Annotated in this window: 24 protein-coding genes; 8 read left to right on the top strand and 16 right to left on the bottom strand. The window is 38.2% G+C overall.

Annotated features, from left to right (window positions below; all coding sequences use genetic code 11):
* The first annotated feature begins 83 nt into the window (after positions 1-83).
* On the top strand, positions 84-467 hold the full coding sequence (locus EP1X_RS02975; RefSeq protein WP_253276535.1) for a hypothetical protein: 384 nt from the start codon (positions 84-86) through the stop codon (positions 465-467).
* A 39-nt stretch (positions 468-506) separates the two neighbouring features.
* Here the strand turns inward: EP1X_RS02975 and EP1X_RS02970 are convergent, their stop codons facing one another.
* The 11 genes from EP1X_RS02970 to EP1X_RS02920 all read right to left on the bottom strand — a co-directional run bounded on the left by EP1X_RS02970 (position 507) and on the right by EP1X_RS02920 (position 8,895).
* Complete coding sequence (locus EP1X_RS02970) at positions 507-1,538, bottom strand: DUF5305 family protein (RefSeq protein WP_055281579.1); 1,032 nt, start codon at positions 1,536-1,538, stop codon at positions 507-509.
* 19 nt (positions 1,539-1,557) lie between these two features.
* Positions 1,558-2,517: a hypothetical protein gene (locus EP1X_RS02965; RefSeq protein ID WP_055281577.1), complete on the bottom strand. Its 960-nt coding sequence runs from the start codon at positions 2,515-2,517 to the stop codon at positions 1,558-1,560.
* On the bottom strand, positions 2,514-3,584 hold the full coding sequence (locus EP1X_RS02960; protein WP_055281575.1) for a signal peptidase I: 1,071 nt from the start codon (positions 3,582-3,584) through the stop codon (positions 2,514-2,516). The genes EP1X_RS02965 and EP1X_RS02960 overlap by 4 nt, the downstream gene beginning before the upstream one ends.
* Complete coding sequence (locus tag EP1X_RS02955; protein ID WP_055281573.1) at positions 3,581-4,087, bottom strand: DUF1102 domain-containing protein; 507 nt, start codon at positions 4,085-4,087, stop codon at positions 3,581-3,583. Before EP1X_RS02955 ends, EP1X_RS02960 begins: the two co-directional genes overlap by 4 nt.
* A gap of 63 nt (positions 4,088-4,150) precedes the next feature.
* The gene (locus EP1X_RS02950) at positions 4,151-4,705 is read right to left on the bottom strand and encodes a DUF1102 domain-containing protein (RefSeq protein WP_055281571.1); all 555 of its coding nucleotides are present in this window, start codon (positions 4,703-4,705) and stop codon (positions 4,151-4,153) included.
* Complete coding sequence (locus tag EP1X_RS02945) at positions 4,702-5,316, bottom strand: DUF1102 domain-containing protein (RefSeq protein WP_055282074.1); 615 nt, start codon at positions 5,314-5,316, stop codon at positions 4,702-4,704. The genes EP1X_RS02950 and EP1X_RS02945 overlap by 4 nt, the downstream gene beginning before the upstream one ends.
* 124 nt (positions 5,317-5,440) lie before the next feature.
* On the bottom strand, positions 5,441-5,944 hold the full coding sequence (locus tag EP1X_RS02940) for a hypothetical protein (protein WP_082391452.1): 504 nt from the start codon (positions 5,942-5,944) through the stop codon (positions 5,441-5,443).
* Positions 5,941-6,165, bottom strand: a complete 225-nt coding sequence (locus EP1X_RS02935; RefSeq protein WP_055281568.1) for a hypothetical protein — start codon at positions 6,163-6,165, stop codon at positions 5,941-5,943. The genes EP1X_RS02940 and EP1X_RS02935 overlap by 4 nt, the downstream gene beginning before the upstream one ends.
* A gap of 422 nt (positions 6,166-6,587) precedes the next feature.
* Positions 6,588-7,346 carry an energy-coupling factor transporter transmembrane protein EcfT gene (locus EP1X_RS02930; protein WP_055281566.1) on the bottom strand — a complete coding sequence of 253 codons (759 nt, stop codon included), beginning with the start codon at positions 7,344-7,346 and terminating at the stop codon, positions 6,588-6,590.
* On the bottom strand, positions 7,343-8,131 hold the full coding sequence (locus EP1X_RS02925) for an energy-coupling factor ABC transporter ATP-binding protein (protein WP_055281564.1): 789 nt from the start codon (positions 8,129-8,131) through the stop codon (positions 7,343-7,345). Before EP1X_RS02925 ends, EP1X_RS02930 begins: the two co-directional genes overlap by 4 nt.
* Positions 8,132-8,154: 23 nt before the next feature.
* On the bottom strand, positions 8,155-8,895 hold the full coding sequence (locus EP1X_RS02920; RefSeq protein WP_055281562.1) for a biotin--[acetyl-CoA-carboxylase] ligase: 741 nt from the start codon (positions 8,893-8,895) through the stop codon (positions 8,155-8,157).
* Between the two features lie 101 nt (positions 8,896-8,996).
* On the opposite strand from EP1X_RS02920, the gene EP1X_RS02915 reads away from it, so the two are divergent.
* Positions 8,997-9,512: a biotin transporter BioY gene (locus EP1X_RS02915; RefSeq protein ID WP_055281560.1), complete on the top strand. Its 516-nt coding sequence runs from the start codon at positions 8,997-8,999 to the stop codon at positions 9,510-9,512.
* Here the strand turns inward: EP1X_RS02915 and EP1X_RS02910 are convergent.
* The gene (locus EP1X_RS02910; RefSeq protein ID WP_055281558.1) at positions 9,509-10,102 is read right to left on the bottom strand and encodes a molybdenum cofactor guanylyltransferase; all 594 of its coding nucleotides are present in this window, start codon (positions 10,100-10,102) and stop codon (positions 9,509-9,511) included. The genes EP1X_RS02915 and EP1X_RS02910 overlap by 4 nt on opposite strands.
* An 87-nt stretch (positions 10,103-10,189) precedes the next feature.
* Here EP1X_RS02910 and EP1X_RS02905 point away from each other — a divergent pair, with 87 nt between their 5' ends.
* The 6 genes from EP1X_RS02905 (at position 10,190) to EP1X_RS02880 (ending at position 13,293) form a co-directional block, all read left to right on the top strand.
* Positions 10,190-10,804 (top strand): hypothetical protein, encoded by a 615-nt coding sequence (locus EP1X_RS02905; protein WP_055281557.1) that lies wholly within the window; start codon positions 10,190-10,192, stop codon positions 10,802-10,804.
* Positions 10,788-11,156: a Mov34/MPN/PAD-1 family protein gene (locus EP1X_RS02900; RefSeq protein ID WP_055281555.1), complete on the top strand. Its 369-nt coding sequence runs from the start codon at positions 10,788-10,790 to the stop codon at positions 11,154-11,156. Before EP1X_RS02905 ends, EP1X_RS02900 begins: the two co-directional genes overlap by 17 nt.
* 61 nt (positions 11,157-11,217) lie before the next feature.
* Entirely contained in the window at positions 11,218-11,595 is a 378-nt protein-coding gene (locus EP1X_RS02895) for a helix-turn-helix transcriptional regulator (protein ID WP_055281553.1), read from the top strand.
* A gap of 30 nt (positions 11,596-11,625) precedes the next feature.
* Entirely contained in the window at positions 11,626-11,925 is a 300-nt protein-coding gene (locus EP1X_RS02890; RefSeq protein WP_055282070.1) for a MazG nucleotide pyrophosphohydrolase domain-containing protein, read from the top strand.
* A gap of 118 nt (positions 11,926-12,043) precedes the next feature.
* On the top strand, positions 12,044-12,493 hold the full coding sequence (locus tag EP1X_RS02885; protein WP_055281551.1) for an Lrp/AsnC family transcriptional regulator: 450 nt from the start codon (positions 12,044-12,046) through the stop codon (positions 12,491-12,493).
* 92 nt (positions 12,494-12,585) lie between these two features.
* Positions 12,586-13,293, top strand: a complete 708-nt coding sequence (locus EP1X_RS02880) for a TIGR00297 family protein (protein ID WP_055281550.1) — start codon at positions 12,586-12,588, stop codon at positions 13,291-13,293.
* Between the two features lie 47 nt (positions 13,294-13,340).
* On the opposite strand, the gene EP1X_RS02875 is transcribed toward EP1X_RS02880, so the two are convergent.
* From EP1X_RS02875 to EP1X_RS02860, 4 genes are read right to left on the bottom strand one after another with little or no spacing between them, the layout of a single operon-like run.
* Entirely contained in the window at positions 13,341-14,399 is a 1,059-nt protein-coding gene (locus EP1X_RS02875) for an SPOUT family RNA methylase (RefSeq protein ID WP_055281548.1), read from the bottom strand.
* A gap of 36 nt (positions 14,400-14,435) precedes the next feature.
* Positions 14,436-15,038, bottom strand: a complete 603-nt coding sequence (locus EP1X_RS02870) for a 30S ribosomal protein S3ae (RefSeq protein ID WP_055281546.1) — start codon at positions 15,036-15,038, stop codon at positions 14,436-14,438.
* A 15-nt stretch (positions 15,039-15,053) separates the two neighbouring features.
* Positions 15,054-15,299, bottom strand: a complete 246-nt coding sequence (locus tag EP1X_RS02865) for a KEOPS complex subunit Pcc1 (RefSeq protein ID WP_055281544.1) — start codon at positions 15,297-15,299, stop codon at positions 15,054-15,056.
* Positions 15,289-16,716: a DHHA1 domain-containing protein gene (locus EP1X_RS02860; RefSeq protein WP_055281542.1), complete on the bottom strand. Its 1,428-nt coding sequence runs from the start codon at positions 16,714-16,716 to the stop codon at positions 15,289-15,291. Before EP1X_RS02860 ends, EP1X_RS02865 begins: the two co-directional genes overlap by 11 nt.
* Positions 16,717-16,719 lie beyond the last annotated feature (3 nt).

Raw genomic sequence — 16,719 nt, 5'->3', positions numbered from 1 at the left:
TAATTCCTTAAATTTTTTTCTACTCCAAAATGAAAAAGCTAATAAGGTATGTATTGCAAATATCTGTTCTGAGGTGATGTGAAATGATGGGGGTACCTATGGGGGCTCCCTTTGTTCCAGGACTTTTTGCTGCAATGGGATTCATGGCAGTGATAGTAATATTGATCGTTCTTGTGATTGCAGGGTTCTTCTTGATGCTTGGAGCCAAATTTGCTGGAATAGAGGATGTAACACTTGGAAAATCTATGATAGCAGTAGTTGGCGGAGGAATTTTGGCCCTGCTTATAGGATGGATACCCATCATAGGGTGGATACTAGGAATACTAGTGTATGTTTGGGTCATAAAAACAGTGTTCAACACAGATTGGGGAAAAGCAGCGATAGCTTGGCTCATGACAATAGTAGTAGAAATAATAGTAATGTTTGCTTTTATGGTACTCTTAGGCATTAGTGTAGCACTCTTTTGATTTTTAATTTTTATTGTAAGTAAAATAAGAAAAGAAAAGTCAGTTGCTCTTCTTATGTCTGTATTCGTATGCTATGCCACCGTCGATTATGACATAAATGTCCTCTCCACCTTCTGTGTAATGGAGAATTGGTTTGTCTAAAAGATCGAAAGTCTTCTTCAGATCATCTTTTGTAGCTAAGATAACTCTCTTCTCTACTTCAACAGGGGCCCCTTCTGTAATGTAGGGAGCTAGATCCTTAAATTCATTCTTTGGTCTTTGGCTTTTAATAGTATAAACGCCTCCTATCAATGGAGTCAAGAACAAAAGAGCCAACAATGGCATGACCTTCTTCGCAGTATCAGCATACATAGTTACGCCATATTTACTAATTCTTGTTCTTTGGGTCTGTCTCTCTATTATTGATTTTTGAACACTTTCTTTTTCATTTGTGAAATAGTACAAACCAATCCCAGTATCTTTAACTAACGTAGATATATGTTCAAAGTTTTCATTTATCTCCTTTCCAAAGGCTTTACCTTCAACATGAACACTTGTTGTGAATACTATTTTCCTATTCAATCTTTTTAACCCAAGCTGATCCATTATTTCGGCCGTTCTCCTATCAAGTTTAGTTAAGTTCAAATTGTATTCGACAATGAATTTACCATCTTCTAGTTCTCCGGAGTCTTCAAACAGTGTGTCCTCCCAAAGAACTATTTCTTCACTACCTCTCTTCACACTGTATTTCACTATTCCCCAAGTCCGATATGTGCCCTTTATTTCCGTCATGGGAGTAAATCGATAGCTGTAAGTTAAAACAAATCTTTCAACCAGCGGAATTGGATATTCCGCTCTTCTGAGGCTTTCTCCATACAAGGTGTTATTTTTCAAAATAGCCACATGAATCAACTCGCCCTCCTGAGTGTATTTTCCAAGCACACTCTGGGTAGTTACTGTTGAACTAACCCCCAAAAGTTTCACTGAGTAAAATGCAAAAAATAAGAAGAGCACTAGTGATACGGCTAGAACCTCTCTCCTAGTTACCAATTTTTTTAAGTTTTCTACATTAATCATACTTTTAATATCCATCTAAATTTCCTCCACTACTTCAACAACATTTTTTGCTAGATCCTCCACAATCATGTTCACAGTTTCCGTCGTCTTCACAATCCACATCAGCTACAACAGTGATATTGTTACTTGTAATATTGTATCCTACAATTTTTGCACCCTCGTTTAAGGGGTAAGTTCCACAAGTTGTAAATTCCCATTTTCCACCATGTCCAGTTTCTACCCATCTTGTAGAGATGGTTATATTCATATGGGCACTCTCTCCTGGACCCAGCTCCACGTCCCATTCCAAGTGATCTGACTTTCCATGTCTAGTAAACGCATAAGTACCTTTACTTGCACTTGTTCTGTTTAGATCTACATTGAACTCCCCTGGGATAACATCCTTTATAGTCAAGTTCCTTGGAGTTCCAGAATTGTTTACAATTATCTGGAATACCCATTCCTGATACGTTTTTAGTGGGATTCCTGTAGTGTTTCCGCTTAAAAGAACCTTTCTAATCGTTGGACCACTTAAAATTATCACTCTTATTGAGCATGCTTCTATAACAGCGTCCCCATCGTCCCATCTGGCATAGATGGTAACAGGTACTATGTAAGTACCCGGATCAGCGGTATCTACTGTTATGTTTCCCAAGAACGTGTAGTATTGTTGAGAATCTATTGGTTTTTCCACACCATTTTCACTCTCGATCCACATTTCTGCTCCTGTGGGAAGGTCCGAATAATCCGGATCAAGCCAGATCCATACTCTTTCAAGTTCATTTAGATAGTTGCCAATTGTTAGTGCGTCAAATTCAACCTGACTATTTTGATCAACAACCACAGTCGCTGCATATCCATCGTAACACATGAAGCTTATATATTCCTCATCGTGAGGAACTACTGCAACTTTTACCTCTCTCTCTGTATTAAAGTAGACAAAAGTCCCACTCGAACCAATGACTATCAATGAAGATAGTAGCAATATAAGTATGACTGGGATTATTTTTTTCATTTTCCAAACACCTCCATTTTGATTTGCCTTAATAAGCCCGATCTCCTATTTCTGATTTTGAGAATGTCCTCATTTCCAATTCCTGAGATAGCATAAAGCAACCCCAAGAAGATTGTCGTCTCTGCAAGAATTGCAAAAAGCGGGGCAAAAGGCCTTATGCCATAAAGCCAGTCAATTACAGATCGAGGCAACACTGGCATATAAGCATTAACCTTGATCTTATCCACAAATAACGATGTTTCTTGCGGAGTGTTTATTAAAACTTTGATTGTCTTCTCCTCTTGAGGGTTTAATTCAAAGTGAGTTTCTGATATTTCCACTATCCTTGGGCTTTCTGGTTCAAGATAATAGACCATGGAATAAAAGTTCCCATTTTTAATCGTGATTTCCTCCTCAAATGTGGATCCTGGTAAGTACCACCCTTCTCTCTGTCCACCAGCAGAAGTTACTGCATACTCTATTGGAAGAACTTGCCAAGAAACAAACATTGAAATTGAGAGCATGACAAGTAGTAAAACCGAAGCAAGGATGTATAGTGTCTTGAATTTAATTTTAATAAACTTAGCCCTCTTTTTTCTGTGTTTCGTGCTCTCACCCGTAAATGCAAGAGCCCCTACAATTACCAGCAATGCAGCAAGTATAATTTTGGTCCTTCCTGAAACTCCACGTTGAAGATAAGTGCCTACTTGAGGAAGCTTAAGAGGAGAACCTCCAATCATAATAACCTTCCCAGCAATTTCTTTAGGTGAAATTGGATTTGTTTTCTTTCCTTGTTGGTCCGTGGCAACGTTATTGTCGCCTTTTGTTATATACCCACCTTCAACGATTCCTACAACTCTATGGACAGTCCAACTACCTCTTAGATTGAAGATTATTATATCACCAATATCTGCACTCCTTGAAAGAGGATTTATGAAAAACAAATCCCCCCTATTCAAAGTAGGAGTCATGCTATCTGAATAAACATAAGAAATAAAAACGGGCCTATCCAGAAAAGCTCCCAAAATAGACCCCAAGACAATCACGGAAATCGTGAGAATTAGAAGATACTCAATGAGTTTCTTCATTCACAAGGACCTCCAAAAGCCTGTATTGTAATGTTCTGGTCGTAATTCCCTAAGGATAGACCTATGGTATTAAAGCGCATTCCTACCTGCACAGTTTGATTTGCCAAAACAGTAAATTCTATGCTTTGACTCCAAGTATTATTGTAAGGAGTTACAAAGAGCCCAATTGTTAAAGTTGGTGAGTTTATAGTAATACATATTTCACTAAACCCTGTCTCACTTTCATTGTTGTATATCTCAAAAACACTATCGAAGACGTAAATTGAATTCAGCGAGAGACCTTCTCCAAAACCAGGATAAAGAGGACTCTGATTGCTGATATCTATTTTTAAATATCCTTCACTTAGATAAGCATATGGTGGGAGGGGAGTCTCGATTGAAGGTGAACCATTGTTATCAACAGCAAGAACAACAGGAATTGGCTTCACCACAAAAACCCCCCAAGCAAAAAACATTATGATTAATATAATTGGTAGAACAGCAAACTTGACTATCTTTCTCACTTTTCTCTCCCCCTAATAAATTTAAATGTAAGGAGCAAATGCCCCAAAAGATAGAAAGATTAATCACTCCTCTTCACATTCACCGAGTACTGCATCAAAGCTTAAAGTCCCGCTTAATGCATCGCCATCGTCCAAGCCTTCGCTGTCGATGATCATTCCGATCTCCACAGTTTCTCCTGGAAGAATAGTAACTTCAAGCTCATCTACACCAACAGTCTCGTTTGTGTATTCTCCTTCAAAGAAGCTAATTGCTCCACTTCCACTGTACTCAATATGCATACAAATAGTGACGTTTTCCCAAAGGTGGTTGCTCACGCCAAAAACATGCTCAAACACGTAAATTGAGTCTGGGCTAACACCTTTACCTATTGTCAAGTTTTGTAAGAACAGCTCCCAATAGTTCGCATTCTGCATACTCAAGTCTATTACAAGCATTCCATTAGCATTTATGTATGCATAAGGCTGAAGGGGTACTAAGTCAATAAGTTCATCATCATCTGGAACCATTTCTATGTGAACTTCTCTATCTGCTTCAAAGTATGCAAAAGTGGCACTGCTTGCTGTTACTGCAATGACAATTCCTGCAATCAACATGAAAATTCCTAGTATCTTCTTCATAGTATCACCCCACACTGAATTGGCTCTTCTCCTAATGGCCATGCCTTAATTGTTATGTTTCCATAGAAGTCACCGAGTTGTCCGCCTGCTATTTCCATTCCAATACCGAGTTCTTCTCCAGGGAACAGAATGAAACATACGTCTCCAGCTGCGGTATCTGAGTTGTAAGGCTGTCCGAAACTATTGGTTATCCACATATTGTATGTGGGGTCGTAGAATGAGAATGTACCTGGGTCAGATGAAATAACCTGGACCACTATAGGCATTTGTTCCCAAAGGTGGTTGCTTACATAGAACACGTGATCAAAGTTGTACCTTGATTGCGGACTTATCCCAAGACCTCCTGTCCAGTTGGGGATGTAGTATGGTGAGTCTATATACCCCGGCCAGTTTGGATTGTCGACAGAGAAGTCTATAACGAGCTTTCCTCTGTCATTTATGTAAGCGTATGGTTGGCCCGGATGCAGATCAATAAGCTCAACGTCATCTGCAACTACACTAACGTGGACACTTCTTTGAGCTCTGTAATCTCTGAAGGTTGCAGTAGTGCCAAGGGCCATTGCAAAGGCCACTAAAAGGCCCAACATTCCAAGTGCTAAAACTTTTTTCAAATCTTTCGCCTCCAATTTTTCGAAGGGTGCCTCACCCCAACGGTGAAGCACTCACCTTCTTCTTGCCCTCTCTTGTATATAGTTAATTCCGACTTACCTCGAATTATTTGTAGGTAATCTCTCATTACTCTTCACGACTTCCTGAGCTAAGCACTCTATAAGTCTTAAAATGCTGAATTATTGAAAGGCCTAGGTAGATCCCGGATACTATGACAAGAGGAAGATTATTGAGCCATAAACCAGTAATGGCAAATATTATAGAAACCCCCGCATAAAAAGCACTCCAACTTATATCGTGTTTTCCTACCATCTCCATGTATACATCAACATTTTCAGGAATCTCTAATAATGTGACAGTGTGATGGTCAAACTTTATTATTCCTGCTCGTTCCATTTTTGGGATATGTGTTTGGATCAAGCTAACATAAACACTTTTCCTATGTCTTCTATCAGTTTGTCCTTCTTCTTCGGCTATGAAGTCCACTATATCCCTCAAATCGGCCTTTCCATCGCATTCTTGAAGATATTTAATCAGGAGCATCCTTCTATCATTACCCAATATCATTGAGGAAGGGCTCATTGTATTTGCCTCACTCCTCATTTGAACCCCTCCACGTACTTCTCTCATTGCACCACCAACCGATAGTGCCTTCTATGGTTCCCATTTCTATAGAAGAACTCTACAATTCCTGCTCTTGACATCTTTTCGAGTGTTTTTTCAACTTTTTGGCGAGTACACTCAATACCACTTTCGTTTAAAAAACGAGTAATGAAAGCAACTGTCAACTCCCCTTTTTCCTTAAGAATCTTCAAAATTTCTTTTTCAACAGAAATTTCTGACTTTTCCATATAATCATCTCCCTAATACCGATAGATTAGATAACCATTGATTCTAAGAATAGTTATTGCCCTTCAAATTACAACTATCCTTTGGAAGTTATTGACATCCATATTATTTAAACCTTTAGGAAAAGTTCGATTTTCACTTTTTAAGATATATTTTAGTTCAAAACAACTATCACCGATATATTATTCTTTGAGTATGTTAAAAAAAGCTTTTGAAGGGTTTTAACACCTGAGCTCCCTTTTCAGATATTGAACAGTTTTTTAGAATTTTTACAATCAACTATAAATGTTCCATTAAAATGTCGTTTACCATAGAGAGTAAGCCCACAATTTCTCGAAACATCAAGTTACTAAAGGACAACGGAATATGAACGTTGGAGAATATCCAAAGTTTGAATTCCACAGATAATAAAAGAACAAAAACACTAAAACAGCTTAATATATCCAACCCTGAGATAATATCTCGCATAAATAGCAACAAAAAATAGTGAAATAAGTACTCCAAGAGATATGTAATCTTTGGTTTCCATTTTAATACTATGAAGAAAGGTCCTCCTTTTACTGGCACCAAAAGCCCTACTTTCCAAAGCAATGCTAAGCTCGTGAGCAGTCTTTATTGAAGCCACTATTAAGGGAATTAGGACAGGAACCGTATTCTTAGCCCTTTGAAGAAAGTTTCCTTTTTCTAATTCCAAAGCTCTTGACTTTTGAGCATCCATTATTGTCTGTGTAAGCATGTAAAGGGTCGGGATGTAACGAAGGGCTATTGTGAGTGTAAGTCCAATTTCATAGGGCATTCCCATCTTGATAAACCCAAGTACAAGGTCCTTCTGCGAAGTTGTCATTATGAGGCCCAAAGTAAGGAGGGCCACTGAGAGCAATCTAATTCCATAGCCCACCCCTATTAAAAGACCAAAATACCAGGGCTTTAGAATAAATGGCCATATCACCATGGCAATTAATACTATGGGTATAAGAGGTTTCAATGCTTTAAAGATCTCCCTGTACTGTATCTTACCTAAGAAATTGAGAATTAAAATGAGCCCTAGAAATATTGCCAGAAGGAGGTATGGAGAGTTGAATAATATAAGGGCCACTACGCCAAGAAACGATCCAATTATTTTAACTCTAGGATCCATACTATGGAGGAATGAGTCTCGTTCTAAATAAAGAGTATACATCATGTTCTCATCTCCAAGGCCTTCACAAAATCCTCGATATTCCTTACAAATCCAATGCCCGCTCTTTGGCTGATATCTAGTAATCTGGGTCTATCTAAATCATATTTTCTCAGCTCAAGCTCAAAAAATTCTCTAACATCCCCATCAAAGATTTTTTCTCCTTCATATAAAAGAACCACTCTATCAGCGAGTTCAAGAACGAGTTCCATTTCATGTGTTATCAAAAGAACTCCATGCCCCTCGGAGTAGAGATTTCTAATTATCCTCTTTATACTTTCGGCGTTTTCTTCATCAAGACCTGTAGTAGGCTCATCGAGAATAAGATATTTTGGCCGCATAGCTAGGACACATGCAATAGCTAGTCTTTGCTTTTCTCCTCCACTGAGTGCATATGGGGATCTGTCTTCATATCCTTCAAGGTTAACCTCTTTCAGGGCCCATTTAATCCTTTTCTCAACTTCCTCATCTGATAGTCCAAGATTTTTTGGTCCAAATGCTACCTCCTTTAGCACACTCTCCTCAAAAAACATGTGCTCAGGATTTTGAAAGACATAACCTACTGTTTTAGCAAGTTCTGCTACACTATGTTTTCTTGTATCCATTCCATCAACTATGACTTTCCCTCTTGTTGGCTTTAAAAGACCGTTTAGATGCTTCGCCAAAGTGGTCTTCCCTGAGCCGTTAGGCCCTACTAATGCAACTATCTCATTTCCAATAGTTAGATCTACTCCTTTAACTGCCACTTTCTTCCCATTGTAGATATGCCAGAGATCCCTTACTTCTATCATCGTTCAAACTTTAGCTCAATACTTTAAAAGATTGCCTTTAACAAATGGTGATTAATCCTCAGGAATAATACTCTCGTGAACTCTAAAAGATTAATCTCTTTACCAAGCTCTCTTTTTAGAGAGGTTGCTTCCTCAGGAACAGGGTTGTTTACATTTACCCCCACTCCGATTATGGCATATTTAAGTAAATCAATTTCTCCCTCAGCTTCAATTAATATTCCTGCAAGTTTTTTATTCCCCACAAAAATGTCTCCATTAGAGGCCATCTCGGCGGAAATGTCATATTCATCCAATATCTCTACAATAGCACTTGAAATAGGGAATACAAGCTTATCTACATCTTTCAGTGGTATTTTAGGCCTCACAACAAGAGAAAAGTATAATCCTCCCTCCTGAGAAATCCAATTCCTACCTAGTCTTCCTCTCCCTCCTTTCTGTTTTTCTGCTATTATAAAGACGTTTTCTTTTCCTTCTTCTGCAAGTTCTTTTGCAATATCCATTGTGGACCAAACTTCTTTAAAATAATACACTTCAAAATCCAGTTCCCATGGATAAGGCTTGTGAGCTTCCCTGATCAAGGCATATCCTTTAGGAGTAGAAAGAATTTCGTAGCCTAACATATTCAGTTCTTTTATATGTTTCCAAACAGCTACACGAGAGATCCCCATTCTCTGAGCAATTTCATCACCGGACACTACATCTTTCCTCCGAAGTTGCTTCAATAGTTCCCTCTTTACTGGACTATCTCTTATCCCTCCTCTCATGATGTGTCTTTGGAAATGAGAGGTTAAAGGTTTATTGCTAAGAGACTCGTTAACCGTAAAAATTTTAAAGTTAACCAAAGGGAGAAAAGTGAGGTGGTAAAATGAGGGCGAAGGATATTGCATACCCATCGTTATTTGCTGCTTTAACTGCAGTTGGAGCTCAAATAGCAATTCCAATAGGAACTGTTCCAATAACACTTCAAGTTCTTTTTGTTTTATTAAGTGGTTTTATTCTGGGTTCCCGCCTAGGATTTTTGAGCCAGCTAATATACCTCCTCATGGGCAGCCTTGGCCTTCCAGTGTTCGCAAATCTAAGTGGTGGCTTTGCTTACATTTACGGCCCAACAGGAGGTTATTTAATAGCATTTCCTCTAGCAGCATTCCTAGTAGGCTTCCTAAGTGAAAGACAAGAGACCTTTTTGAACTATACTCTCGCAATGCTTTTGGGAATCTTAGTGATCTACCTTCTTGGATGGTTCAGATTAGGAATTTTTATGGGAGGAGATTTCAAAAAGGCATTTATAGTGGGCGTAGCCCCCTTTGTGATAATAGACCTGATAAAGGGAGGAATTGCAATCATAGTTGCCAAGAGGGTTAAACAAGCCGTTACAATCTAGAAACCTCTCTTTAAATTTTCTTTTACAAATACCAAGTCAAACGAATTTCTGATTTTAAAAAAGCTTAGTGTAACTTTAGGATTCCTTTTGCTAAGTTCTTCTATACTACTTCTCTTATAATCAAGATATTTTGCAATACAACCCAATCGCCTCTCATTCTCAGCTAAACAAATCTCAATCGCCTTTTTTAGAGCTCTTGCATCATAGAAAGCATGAGTTATTTCGAGCTCCCCACTAGCCCATGATGGTATTAAAGCTTCACTGTCTGACTCATAAAATAGGGTAGAGAGGTAATTTACCAAAAAAGGCATTACCAAAGGCATGTTTCCCTCAATAAGAAAGATATCTCCTGAGAAAGGCAAAACTTTATAGAGAGCCTCAAGTTTATTTCTCGCATTTATTCCCTCTGGCCTTGATATATGAAGGGAGAATTTCTTTAACCGATCTTTCCTAACTATCGTAATAACTTCATCAATTCGTTTTGCTGTCAATAATCTCCTCTCAACTATTTTTACTACTGGTTCCTCATTTATTGGAAGTAAATAGTTCTCCCATCTTCTCTCTGGAAAAGCTAACACATAGGCACGCATATTCTACCTATAAAGGAGGGCATTTAAAAAGATTCCCAAGAGATATATTTAATAATTGCAAAATGGAGATAAAATATGGGATGAAAAATGGATGAAGTGAGTCCAGCAATTGCTGTGCTATTATTCCTAGAAGACTTCGCCAAAGAAAACCCCTCAATTAGAAAAGGGGCCAAGTACTTCAAATGGCAGAAACGATACGATGGATATGATGTTGCATACTCCATAGTAGGAGCCACGATAGCAGAACTTCTGCATGAAGGATACATAAGCCTAGAGCTGAAAAAACGGTTTCTAAAAAAGAGTGTTATTTTTTCAAGAAAAAGACTCATCCCCAAAAGATATGGAGTTCTAGGAAAAGGGTTCAATACAATAAGCGAATATGAACCAACCCCCCTCAATTTAGCTCTCTTTTTAGTATTCCCCGTCTCAAGATTTCCAGCAGCCTATTTGGGAACATACATTGCTGAAAAAGAGCTTAAAGACAAAGATCCTGAAGAACTTCGAAACAACAGCGAGATAATAAGGTATAAAGAAAAATTAAAGGCCCTTTTTGAGGAGTTTAAGCGAGACTATCCTGAGTTGTGGATAGGGATAAAAAAAGAAGTCGATAAAGCTTGCCAGTTAGTCAGAGGAAAACAAGGATACGTCTTATACTCCCCCTTAGACATGCTGGAGGAAAAGAAAAATGAGAATAAAGATTAGAAGAGATCTTCTCCAATATCTTCTCCAGCTGGCAAGAGACTTTTATCCTAATGAATTTGGGGGATTTCTAAGAGAAAAAGACGGTATTTTTGAAGAGGTCTTGATAATCCCAAAAGGATACTTTGGAAAAGAATCAATTTACTTTGATACCTGGCTCCTTCCTCATGACGAAAATATAAAAGGAACTGTTCACTCTCATCCCGGCCCTTCCTCACGACCATCACAAGCCGATAAGAAGTTTTTCTCTAAATTTGGTGGAGTTCATGTGATAATCTCATATCCCTTCAAAGAGTGGAGTGTGAAAGCTTACAATAGTGAGGGTGTGGAAATAGAAATAGAGATTATTGATTAGGGGTTTCATTCATATGAAAATTTTTATAAATGGGAGTTCTTTAAAATATCTGGTGATTAAAATGAAGGTGAGGGAACTTCTTGAAGGACTTAACGAAAAACAGAGAAAAACGGTTCAGAAGTGTCTGGCCTCATGTGAAATACTTGACCTAGAAGAAGAAGTAGAGACAGAGTTGTCCCCTAAACTTATGGAATTTATTAAGGTTCTGTCAAACCCAATAAGAGCCGGGATAATAAAGATGCTCAAAAACAGATGGATGTGTGTCTGTTTAATAGCAAAGGCACTAAATCAAGACCAAACACTCATAAGCCATCATTTAAGAACTCTAAAGAGCATGAACCTTTTACATGAACGACGAGAGGGCAAGTTAAGATTCTATAAAACAAACATGGAAGAACTTAAAAAATATCTCTCTGTATTGGAAAAAGAGCTCTTTTAGCCAATTTCTATTTTTTGGTGATGAAACATGATGAGTATCCAAAAGGAAGTTGATGAGCTCATAAAAAAATTTGGGGGATATTGGGAACCTTTTGCAATGCTAACTGCGCTTATTGAGGAACTGGGAGAATTATCTCGGGAGATATTAAAAGCGGAGGGGATAAAAGATCAAAAAGAACCAGCTCAAATTGTAGAAGAAATCGGAGACGTCTTATTTGCTCTTTTATGCATTGCAAACTACTATAATATTGATGCAGAAAAAGCTCTCCGCAAAACAATTTCTAAGTATTCATCTCGAGATAGAAAAAGATGGAAATCTCCAATTACATAATATTATTCAGAAGACATAACCTTTTACTGATAATGTTATAAAACTACAGATCATCATGTTAGTAATTTTCGAAATATTTATATAAATCGCCATCTAAAAAGTATAAGGTGACTTGTACATGAAAAACAAAATTGACAAATTTGATTTACAAATTATGAGTGTATTAGCTAAAAACGCCAGGATTAATTATAGACAGCTTGCAGAACTTCTGAATACGACAAGACAAAGGGTTTCTAGACGACTAGAGAGGCTCGAAAGGGAAGGAGTAATAAAGAAATACACTATAATACCAGATTTTGACAGGCTAGGTTATATTTACGTGGCTATCGGTATTTCCTTAAAACCTGGAGCTCCAATTGAGAAAATAATTGAGACCTTAAAAGAGGATGAAGAGGTAAAAGTCATTCAGAGGGCTATTGGATATCACCAGTTAATAGTTCACTTAGTAGCTCCGAAGAATATGAAAGAAATCGAAAGAAAAATCCATGAACTCTCTAAAAAAGTTGAAGGATTAGAAGGTATGGACATGAGTTTTGTAACAGACATTGTTAAATTTGAGCTCGTCTAAACCCTTTCTCTTTTTCGGCAATAAGTGAAGGAAAGACTAATAAAACAAAAAAGAGACAAGAACCCAAACAGTAAATTTCAATGGTGACAGCAATGAACATCATACTCAGCGTAACACTAGTGGGAACACTTGGAATTATGGCATATAAACTGAGAGCATTGGACAATAAAGGCGCATTAGCTGCCACTTTCTTAGGGATCCTAACCTTAGGATTAGGGGGAGTATATCCATTTCTTGCCCTCTTAGCCTTTGTAATACTTGGAATTCTAGCTACCAAGTATCACTTTTCTGAAAAAATCAGAAATGGAATTGCACAAGAAGGCAAGGGAATTAGAAGCTGGGAGAATGTTTTTGGGAACGGTTTAGCTGCATTAATATTTCTGCTTATAGAATATTACACAAGGCAGGACATTTTTTGGACTGCCACATTTTCGGCAATAGCTACTGCAAATGCAGATACCCTAGCCAGCGAACTGGGAAAAATCTGGGGGAAAGCTCCAAGAATTATAACAACGCTCGAACCAGCACTACCAGGAGAGGAAGGTGCTATATCCCTACAGGGTGAAGCAGTTGCAATAGCAGGGGCATTCGTCATAGGCCTGTTTGCCATTCCCTTAAGCAATAAGTGGATTGAAATGCTTACTGCGATAACTTTGGGTGGATTCTTGGGATGCAATATCGATAGCATTATTGGGGCCACACTAGAAAAAAGAGGCTTGGTGAACAATCACCATACAAACTTTTTAGCAACCTTCCTTGGAGGACTTGCTGGAGCTTTGATCTTCTCTCTCTTGCTGTGATGAGATGGCGGATTACTGATCTGTGATGAAGACCTTAGGGCCTGAGCCTATTCCTCTTTAATTCCTTTTTTCCTGAGTTCTTCTTCGTAAATAGTCCAAAGAGCTATTAAAACTGCAGGGATCCCATGTTCTGTTGCAAACGTCATGTATGGAGCCAAGTCAAGCACATAGTCAGCATACCTAAAAAGGCCTCTTGGAATACCTTCTCTTGACCCTATGAAAACAACAACCTCCTTAGCATAATACAAATCCTTCGTAAGATTTTCCTTCACTTCGGGAATAGTATTCCCTTTGGGGTCTGTTATTATAAGAAGCCGTTTATTCCTTCTTTTATCTCTTATAACTTGATAAAGATCCCAAACACTAATTGGGACTTTCTCAACTTTCCAAGGATAAGCTTCCTTCTGAATTTGATACCTCGACTCTTGGCCTGTTCTAATACCTTTTATAAATTCCATCAATTCATAGGCATTCATTTTTTCTTTAGGTGCAATTATTAGCTCTTTAACTTCAAAGGCCTGAACAGCTCTGCCAATTTTTTCACCAAAGTTTTTACATGCCTTATAGTCTCCCCAATAAGGCATTTGCACTATAGTAACCTTCTTGAACAGCTTTCTTGCATTAATCTTTTCAGGGGTGAATTTCTTCCACTCTTCTTTTCCAGCAATGGAAATGTAAGCTCTCTCACCTATAATCTCTACAAGAACTGTCTTGTCCGGAAAAGACAGGTCAACTGCTGCGTTCGTAAGTTCTCTAATTTTTTCACCCAGAGTAATATTTACATCTATACTTGAGAACTCATGCTTTCCTCTTCTTTTTGTTTTTACTGCAAAGGTTTCTTCTTCGCTTATATAGTCTGCAATTTCTTCAGCTACACTTACTATTGCATCAAGGCTTGCTGGAACTTCAAAAAGAACTGGAATAATCCTTTCAATCTCAGGAATTTCAAAAAACTTTTCTTCGGCCTTTGGGTCTTTAGTATCAACAAGAACTAAACCCGAATAACCTTGAGGAGTTACCCATATTTCAGTCTCATCAAGAAGATCTTTAATATAATTTGCAGCTACTGCTTCCATATCCTTTTGAGTTTTAATCAAAAATTTCATAGATCCCACCAAAAAGCTAAGAGAAAAGAAAAATAGTCATGCTTCTGGTTCAGCAAGAACCTTTATCTTTCTTATCTCAGCTCTTTTAAGTGGATATATCTTCTTTGCTTCTCTTGCCAATTCAGCACCCATTCTACCAGTAACTGCTTCTAAGATAAATTCAGTAAAGTTAAGTTCCTCAGCCTTTTTGCGGATTATATTCTCCATAATGTCTCTAATTGCTCTTTCCTGACTGGTCTGAATTCTTCTTATGGCAATGACCATCCCCATGACTCTGAGTCTGTACCCATCTTTAGTGGTGACATTGAATATTCCATCTATTCTTGTAGTTCTTCTTCTTACAAGGCTCCTTATATAGCTTCTAGAGAGTTTGTGTCCCTTGAACTTGGTGTATGCATTCTGACCCTTAACATCATGTATTTGGAAGTAAAGTTTAACATGACCCTTTGTGAAGTCTCCTGTCACATCTTTCAATGTGGTTTCAATAACCCTACCTTTAACCTTTTCAGGATCCGCTGCAGGAGTGAGTCCTATTTCAACGTTTCCAAAAAACTCTGGAGCGTATACTATATACCAGTCCTTAAGCTTCCACTTATCCTTTGCGGCAGCAGCTCTCTTTCTCGGATTAATTCTTGGCATCTTAACACCTCCAATTCACTTCTTTATGACATCCTCAGCGATCTTGATTGAAAATACCAAATCATCCAGCGCCACTATCAAGCTTTCAATCTCACCAAGGTATTTAACTTTTGTTATGACTCTACCATCTTTCCAGTAAGTTTTAAATTTAAAGTTTTCTGGTAAATCCAAATTATCAACATCAACTGCCTCAGCTATAGCTCGGGCTACATTCTCATTTTCGTATTCCCATACTATCTCAGCCCTAGCACTAATTTTCATTCTTTTCACCACGTGAATTCTGCTCTCCAAGAAGTTTATCTATAAGCTCTGTAAACTCATCAAGCCTATCTTTTGGTATCCTTATCCCTGCTGCTATAGCATGACCTCCGCCTTCTCCTCCAAGCACTTCTGCAGCTTTTCTTAGGGCTTCTCCAAGATCATACCCCTTTTCAATGCCCTTCTTTGTGGTTCTAGCAGATCCCTTAATAAGTCCATCTTCCTCACTATCTGCTAAAACTATCACCGGTTTTTCAGCTTTAGCTAACTGGGCATTTATTGCCATAGTGGCTGCTATCCCAACCATAGTGTCTTTAATGTTCTTTCCAGCGTAGAAAACATAAGCATGATCTTTCTCAATTGCACTGTTCCAATTTTGAATAAGATATCGTCTCATCTCTATTTGCTCTCTTTTGTACTCATCTACAAGTTTTAAGGCATCTTTGAATGCTTTTTCGTCTCCTAAGCATATAGCAACACCAAGCGTGCCCATGTTAAGTCTCCCAGTTGCATTTAGTAGTGTGGCAAATTCTCTTGCCTCGTGCCGTGGATCCCCTTCGGGATATTTTTTAATAAGGATTACATCCCCTATGAGCCTATCGATGTCTTCTTTAGAAGCGTTGTTTTTAATTAGATGGATGACTAGTACATCATGAAGTCTCCTTTTCTCTTCCTCTTTAAGTTGCCAGTAATTCATATCTGGATCAAATCCCTTGCTTCGGAGGAACTCTATAGCATTCCTTATATCTCCTGTTATCCCTGGAAGTTCTGGATTTGACGCGTAAGCGAGCATTTGAGATAATGTTCTTGTTTCCCTTCCAAAAAGTCTTATCTCCTTCTGTACTTCTATAAGATCGAGCTCTTTTGCATCCTCTATTATCTCAATGTTCATCCCATGAAACTGACCATCTACTTCTTGCATATCTCCAACTGCACCAACTAGAGCTAAGTAACTCAAGTCCGCGTTCTTTTCATTTAATGCCTTCGCAATGAAGTAAGCAACGCCCGAGCCACTCAAATCCCTAACACTATCCGCCCCAAATTGTGTAGGATTCACAAGAACATGATTCTCCTGCTCAATCTCTCCATCTTCAGGGGGATGATGATCAGCTATCACTACTGTGGCATCTGCTAGATACTTCTCAATTAGGCTTATAGATCCACTTCCCAAGTCACTGAAAACATATATCTTTTGATTCTCTTCAGCCAGCTCTTTAATTATGTCCTCGCTGAGTTGTTTTACAATGCTTAGGTGAAAATTAGTGCCTTCCCTTGCTATAGCTTTTGCTAGAATCGCTCCTGCAGTAATTCCATCTGCATCTCTATGGGAGATTATACGTATAGTATGCCCTAACTCAATGTGCATTTTTATTAATTCTGCCCCTTCTCTAACCTTATCTAAGAACGCATTTTTATCCATCAT

The organism is Thermococcus sp. EP1 (assembly GCF_001317345.1).
GTDB lineage: Archaea > Methanobacteriota_B > Thermococci > Thermococcales > Thermococcaceae > Thermococcus_A.
Note: the sequence above shows the minus strand (reverse complement) of the source record. Positions and strands in the feature narration are given on the sequence as shown.

Excerpts from the sequence above, each read along its gene's own strand:
- EP1X_RS02975 (WP_253276535.1), top strand. The coding sequence starts at position 84 with ATGATGGGGGTACCTATGGGGGCTCCCTTTGTTCCAGGACTTTTTGCT.
- EP1X_RS02970 (WP_055281579.1), bottom strand. The coding sequence starts at position 1,538 with ATGGATATTAAAAGTATGATTAATGTAGAAAACTTAAAAAAATTGGTA.
- EP1X_RS02965 (WP_055281577.1), bottom strand. The coding sequence starts at position 2,517 with ATGAAAAAAATAATCCCAGTCATACTTATATTGCTACTATCTTCATTG.
- EP1X_RS02960 (WP_055281575.1), bottom strand. The coding sequence starts at position 3,584 with ATGAAGAAACTCATTGAGTATCTTCTAATTCTCACGATTTCCGTGATT.
- EP1X_RS02950 (WP_055281571.1), bottom strand. The coding sequence starts at position 4,705 with ATGAAGAAGATACTAGGAATTTTCATGTTGATTGCAGGAATTGTCATT.
- EP1X_RS02940 (WP_082391452.1), bottom strand. The coding sequence starts at position 5,944 with ATGAGAGAAGTACGTGGAGGGGTTCAAATGAGGAGTGAGGCAAATACA.
- EP1X_RS02935 (WP_055281568.1), bottom strand. The coding sequence starts at position 6,165 with ATGGAAAAGTCAGAAATTTCTGTTGAAAAAGAAATTTTGAAGATTCTT.
- EP1X_RS02930 (WP_055281566.1), bottom strand. The coding sequence starts at position 7,346 with ATGATGTATACTCTTTATTTAGAACGAGACTCATTCCTCCATAGTATG.
- EP1X_RS02925 (WP_055281564.1), bottom strand. The coding sequence starts at position 8,131 with ATGATAGAAGTAAGGGATCTCTGGCATATCTACAATGGGAAGAAAGTG.
- EP1X_RS02920 (WP_055281562.1), bottom strand. The coding sequence starts at position 8,895 with ATGAGAGGAGGGATAAGAGATAGTCCAGTAAAGAGGGAACTATTGAAG.
- EP1X_RS02915 (WP_055281560.1), top strand. The coding sequence starts at position 8,997 with ATGAGGGCGAAGGATATTGCATACCCATCGTTATTTGCTGCTTTAACT.
- EP1X_RS02910 (WP_055281558.1), bottom strand. The coding sequence starts at position 10,102 with ATGCGTGCCTATGTGTTAGCTTTTCCAGAGAGAAGATGGGAGAACTAT.
- EP1X_RS02905 (WP_055281557.1), top strand. The coding sequence starts at position 10,190 with ATGGATGAAGTGAGTCCAGCAATTGCTGTGCTATTATTCCTAGAAGAC.
- EP1X_RS02900 (WP_055281555.1), top strand. The coding sequence starts at position 10,788 with ATGAGAATAAAGATTAGAAGAGATCTTCTCCAATATCTTCTCCAGCTG.
- EP1X_RS02895 (WP_055281553.1), top strand. The coding sequence starts at position 11,218 with ATGAAGGTGAGGGAACTTCTTGAAGGACTTAACGAAAAACAGAGAAAA.
- EP1X_RS02890 (WP_055282070.1), top strand. The coding sequence starts at position 11,626 with ATGAGTATCCAAAAGGAAGTTGATGAGCTCATAAAAAAATTTGGGGGA.
- EP1X_RS02885 (WP_055281551.1), top strand. The coding sequence starts at position 12,044 with ATGAAAAACAAAATTGACAAATTTGATTTACAAATTATGAGTGTATTA.
- EP1X_RS02880 (WP_055281550.1), top strand. The coding sequence starts at position 12,586 with ATGAACATCATACTCAGCGTAACACTAGTGGGAACACTTGGAATTATG.
- EP1X_RS02875 (WP_055281548.1), bottom strand. The coding sequence starts at position 14,399 with ATGAAATTTTTGATTAAAACTCAAAAGGATATGGAAGCAGTAGCTGCA.
- EP1X_RS02870 (WP_055281546.1), bottom strand. The coding sequence starts at position 15,038 with ATGCCAAGAATTAATCCGAGAAAGAGAGCTGCTGCCGCAAAGGATAAG.
- EP1X_RS02865 (WP_055281544.1), bottom strand. The coding sequence starts at position 15,299 with ATGAAAATTAGTGCTAGGGCTGAGATAGTATGGGAATACGAAAATGAG.
- EP1X_RS02860 (WP_055281542.1), bottom strand. The coding sequence starts at position 16,716 with ATGGATAAAAATGCGTTCTTAGATAAGGTTAGAGAAGGGGCAGAATTA.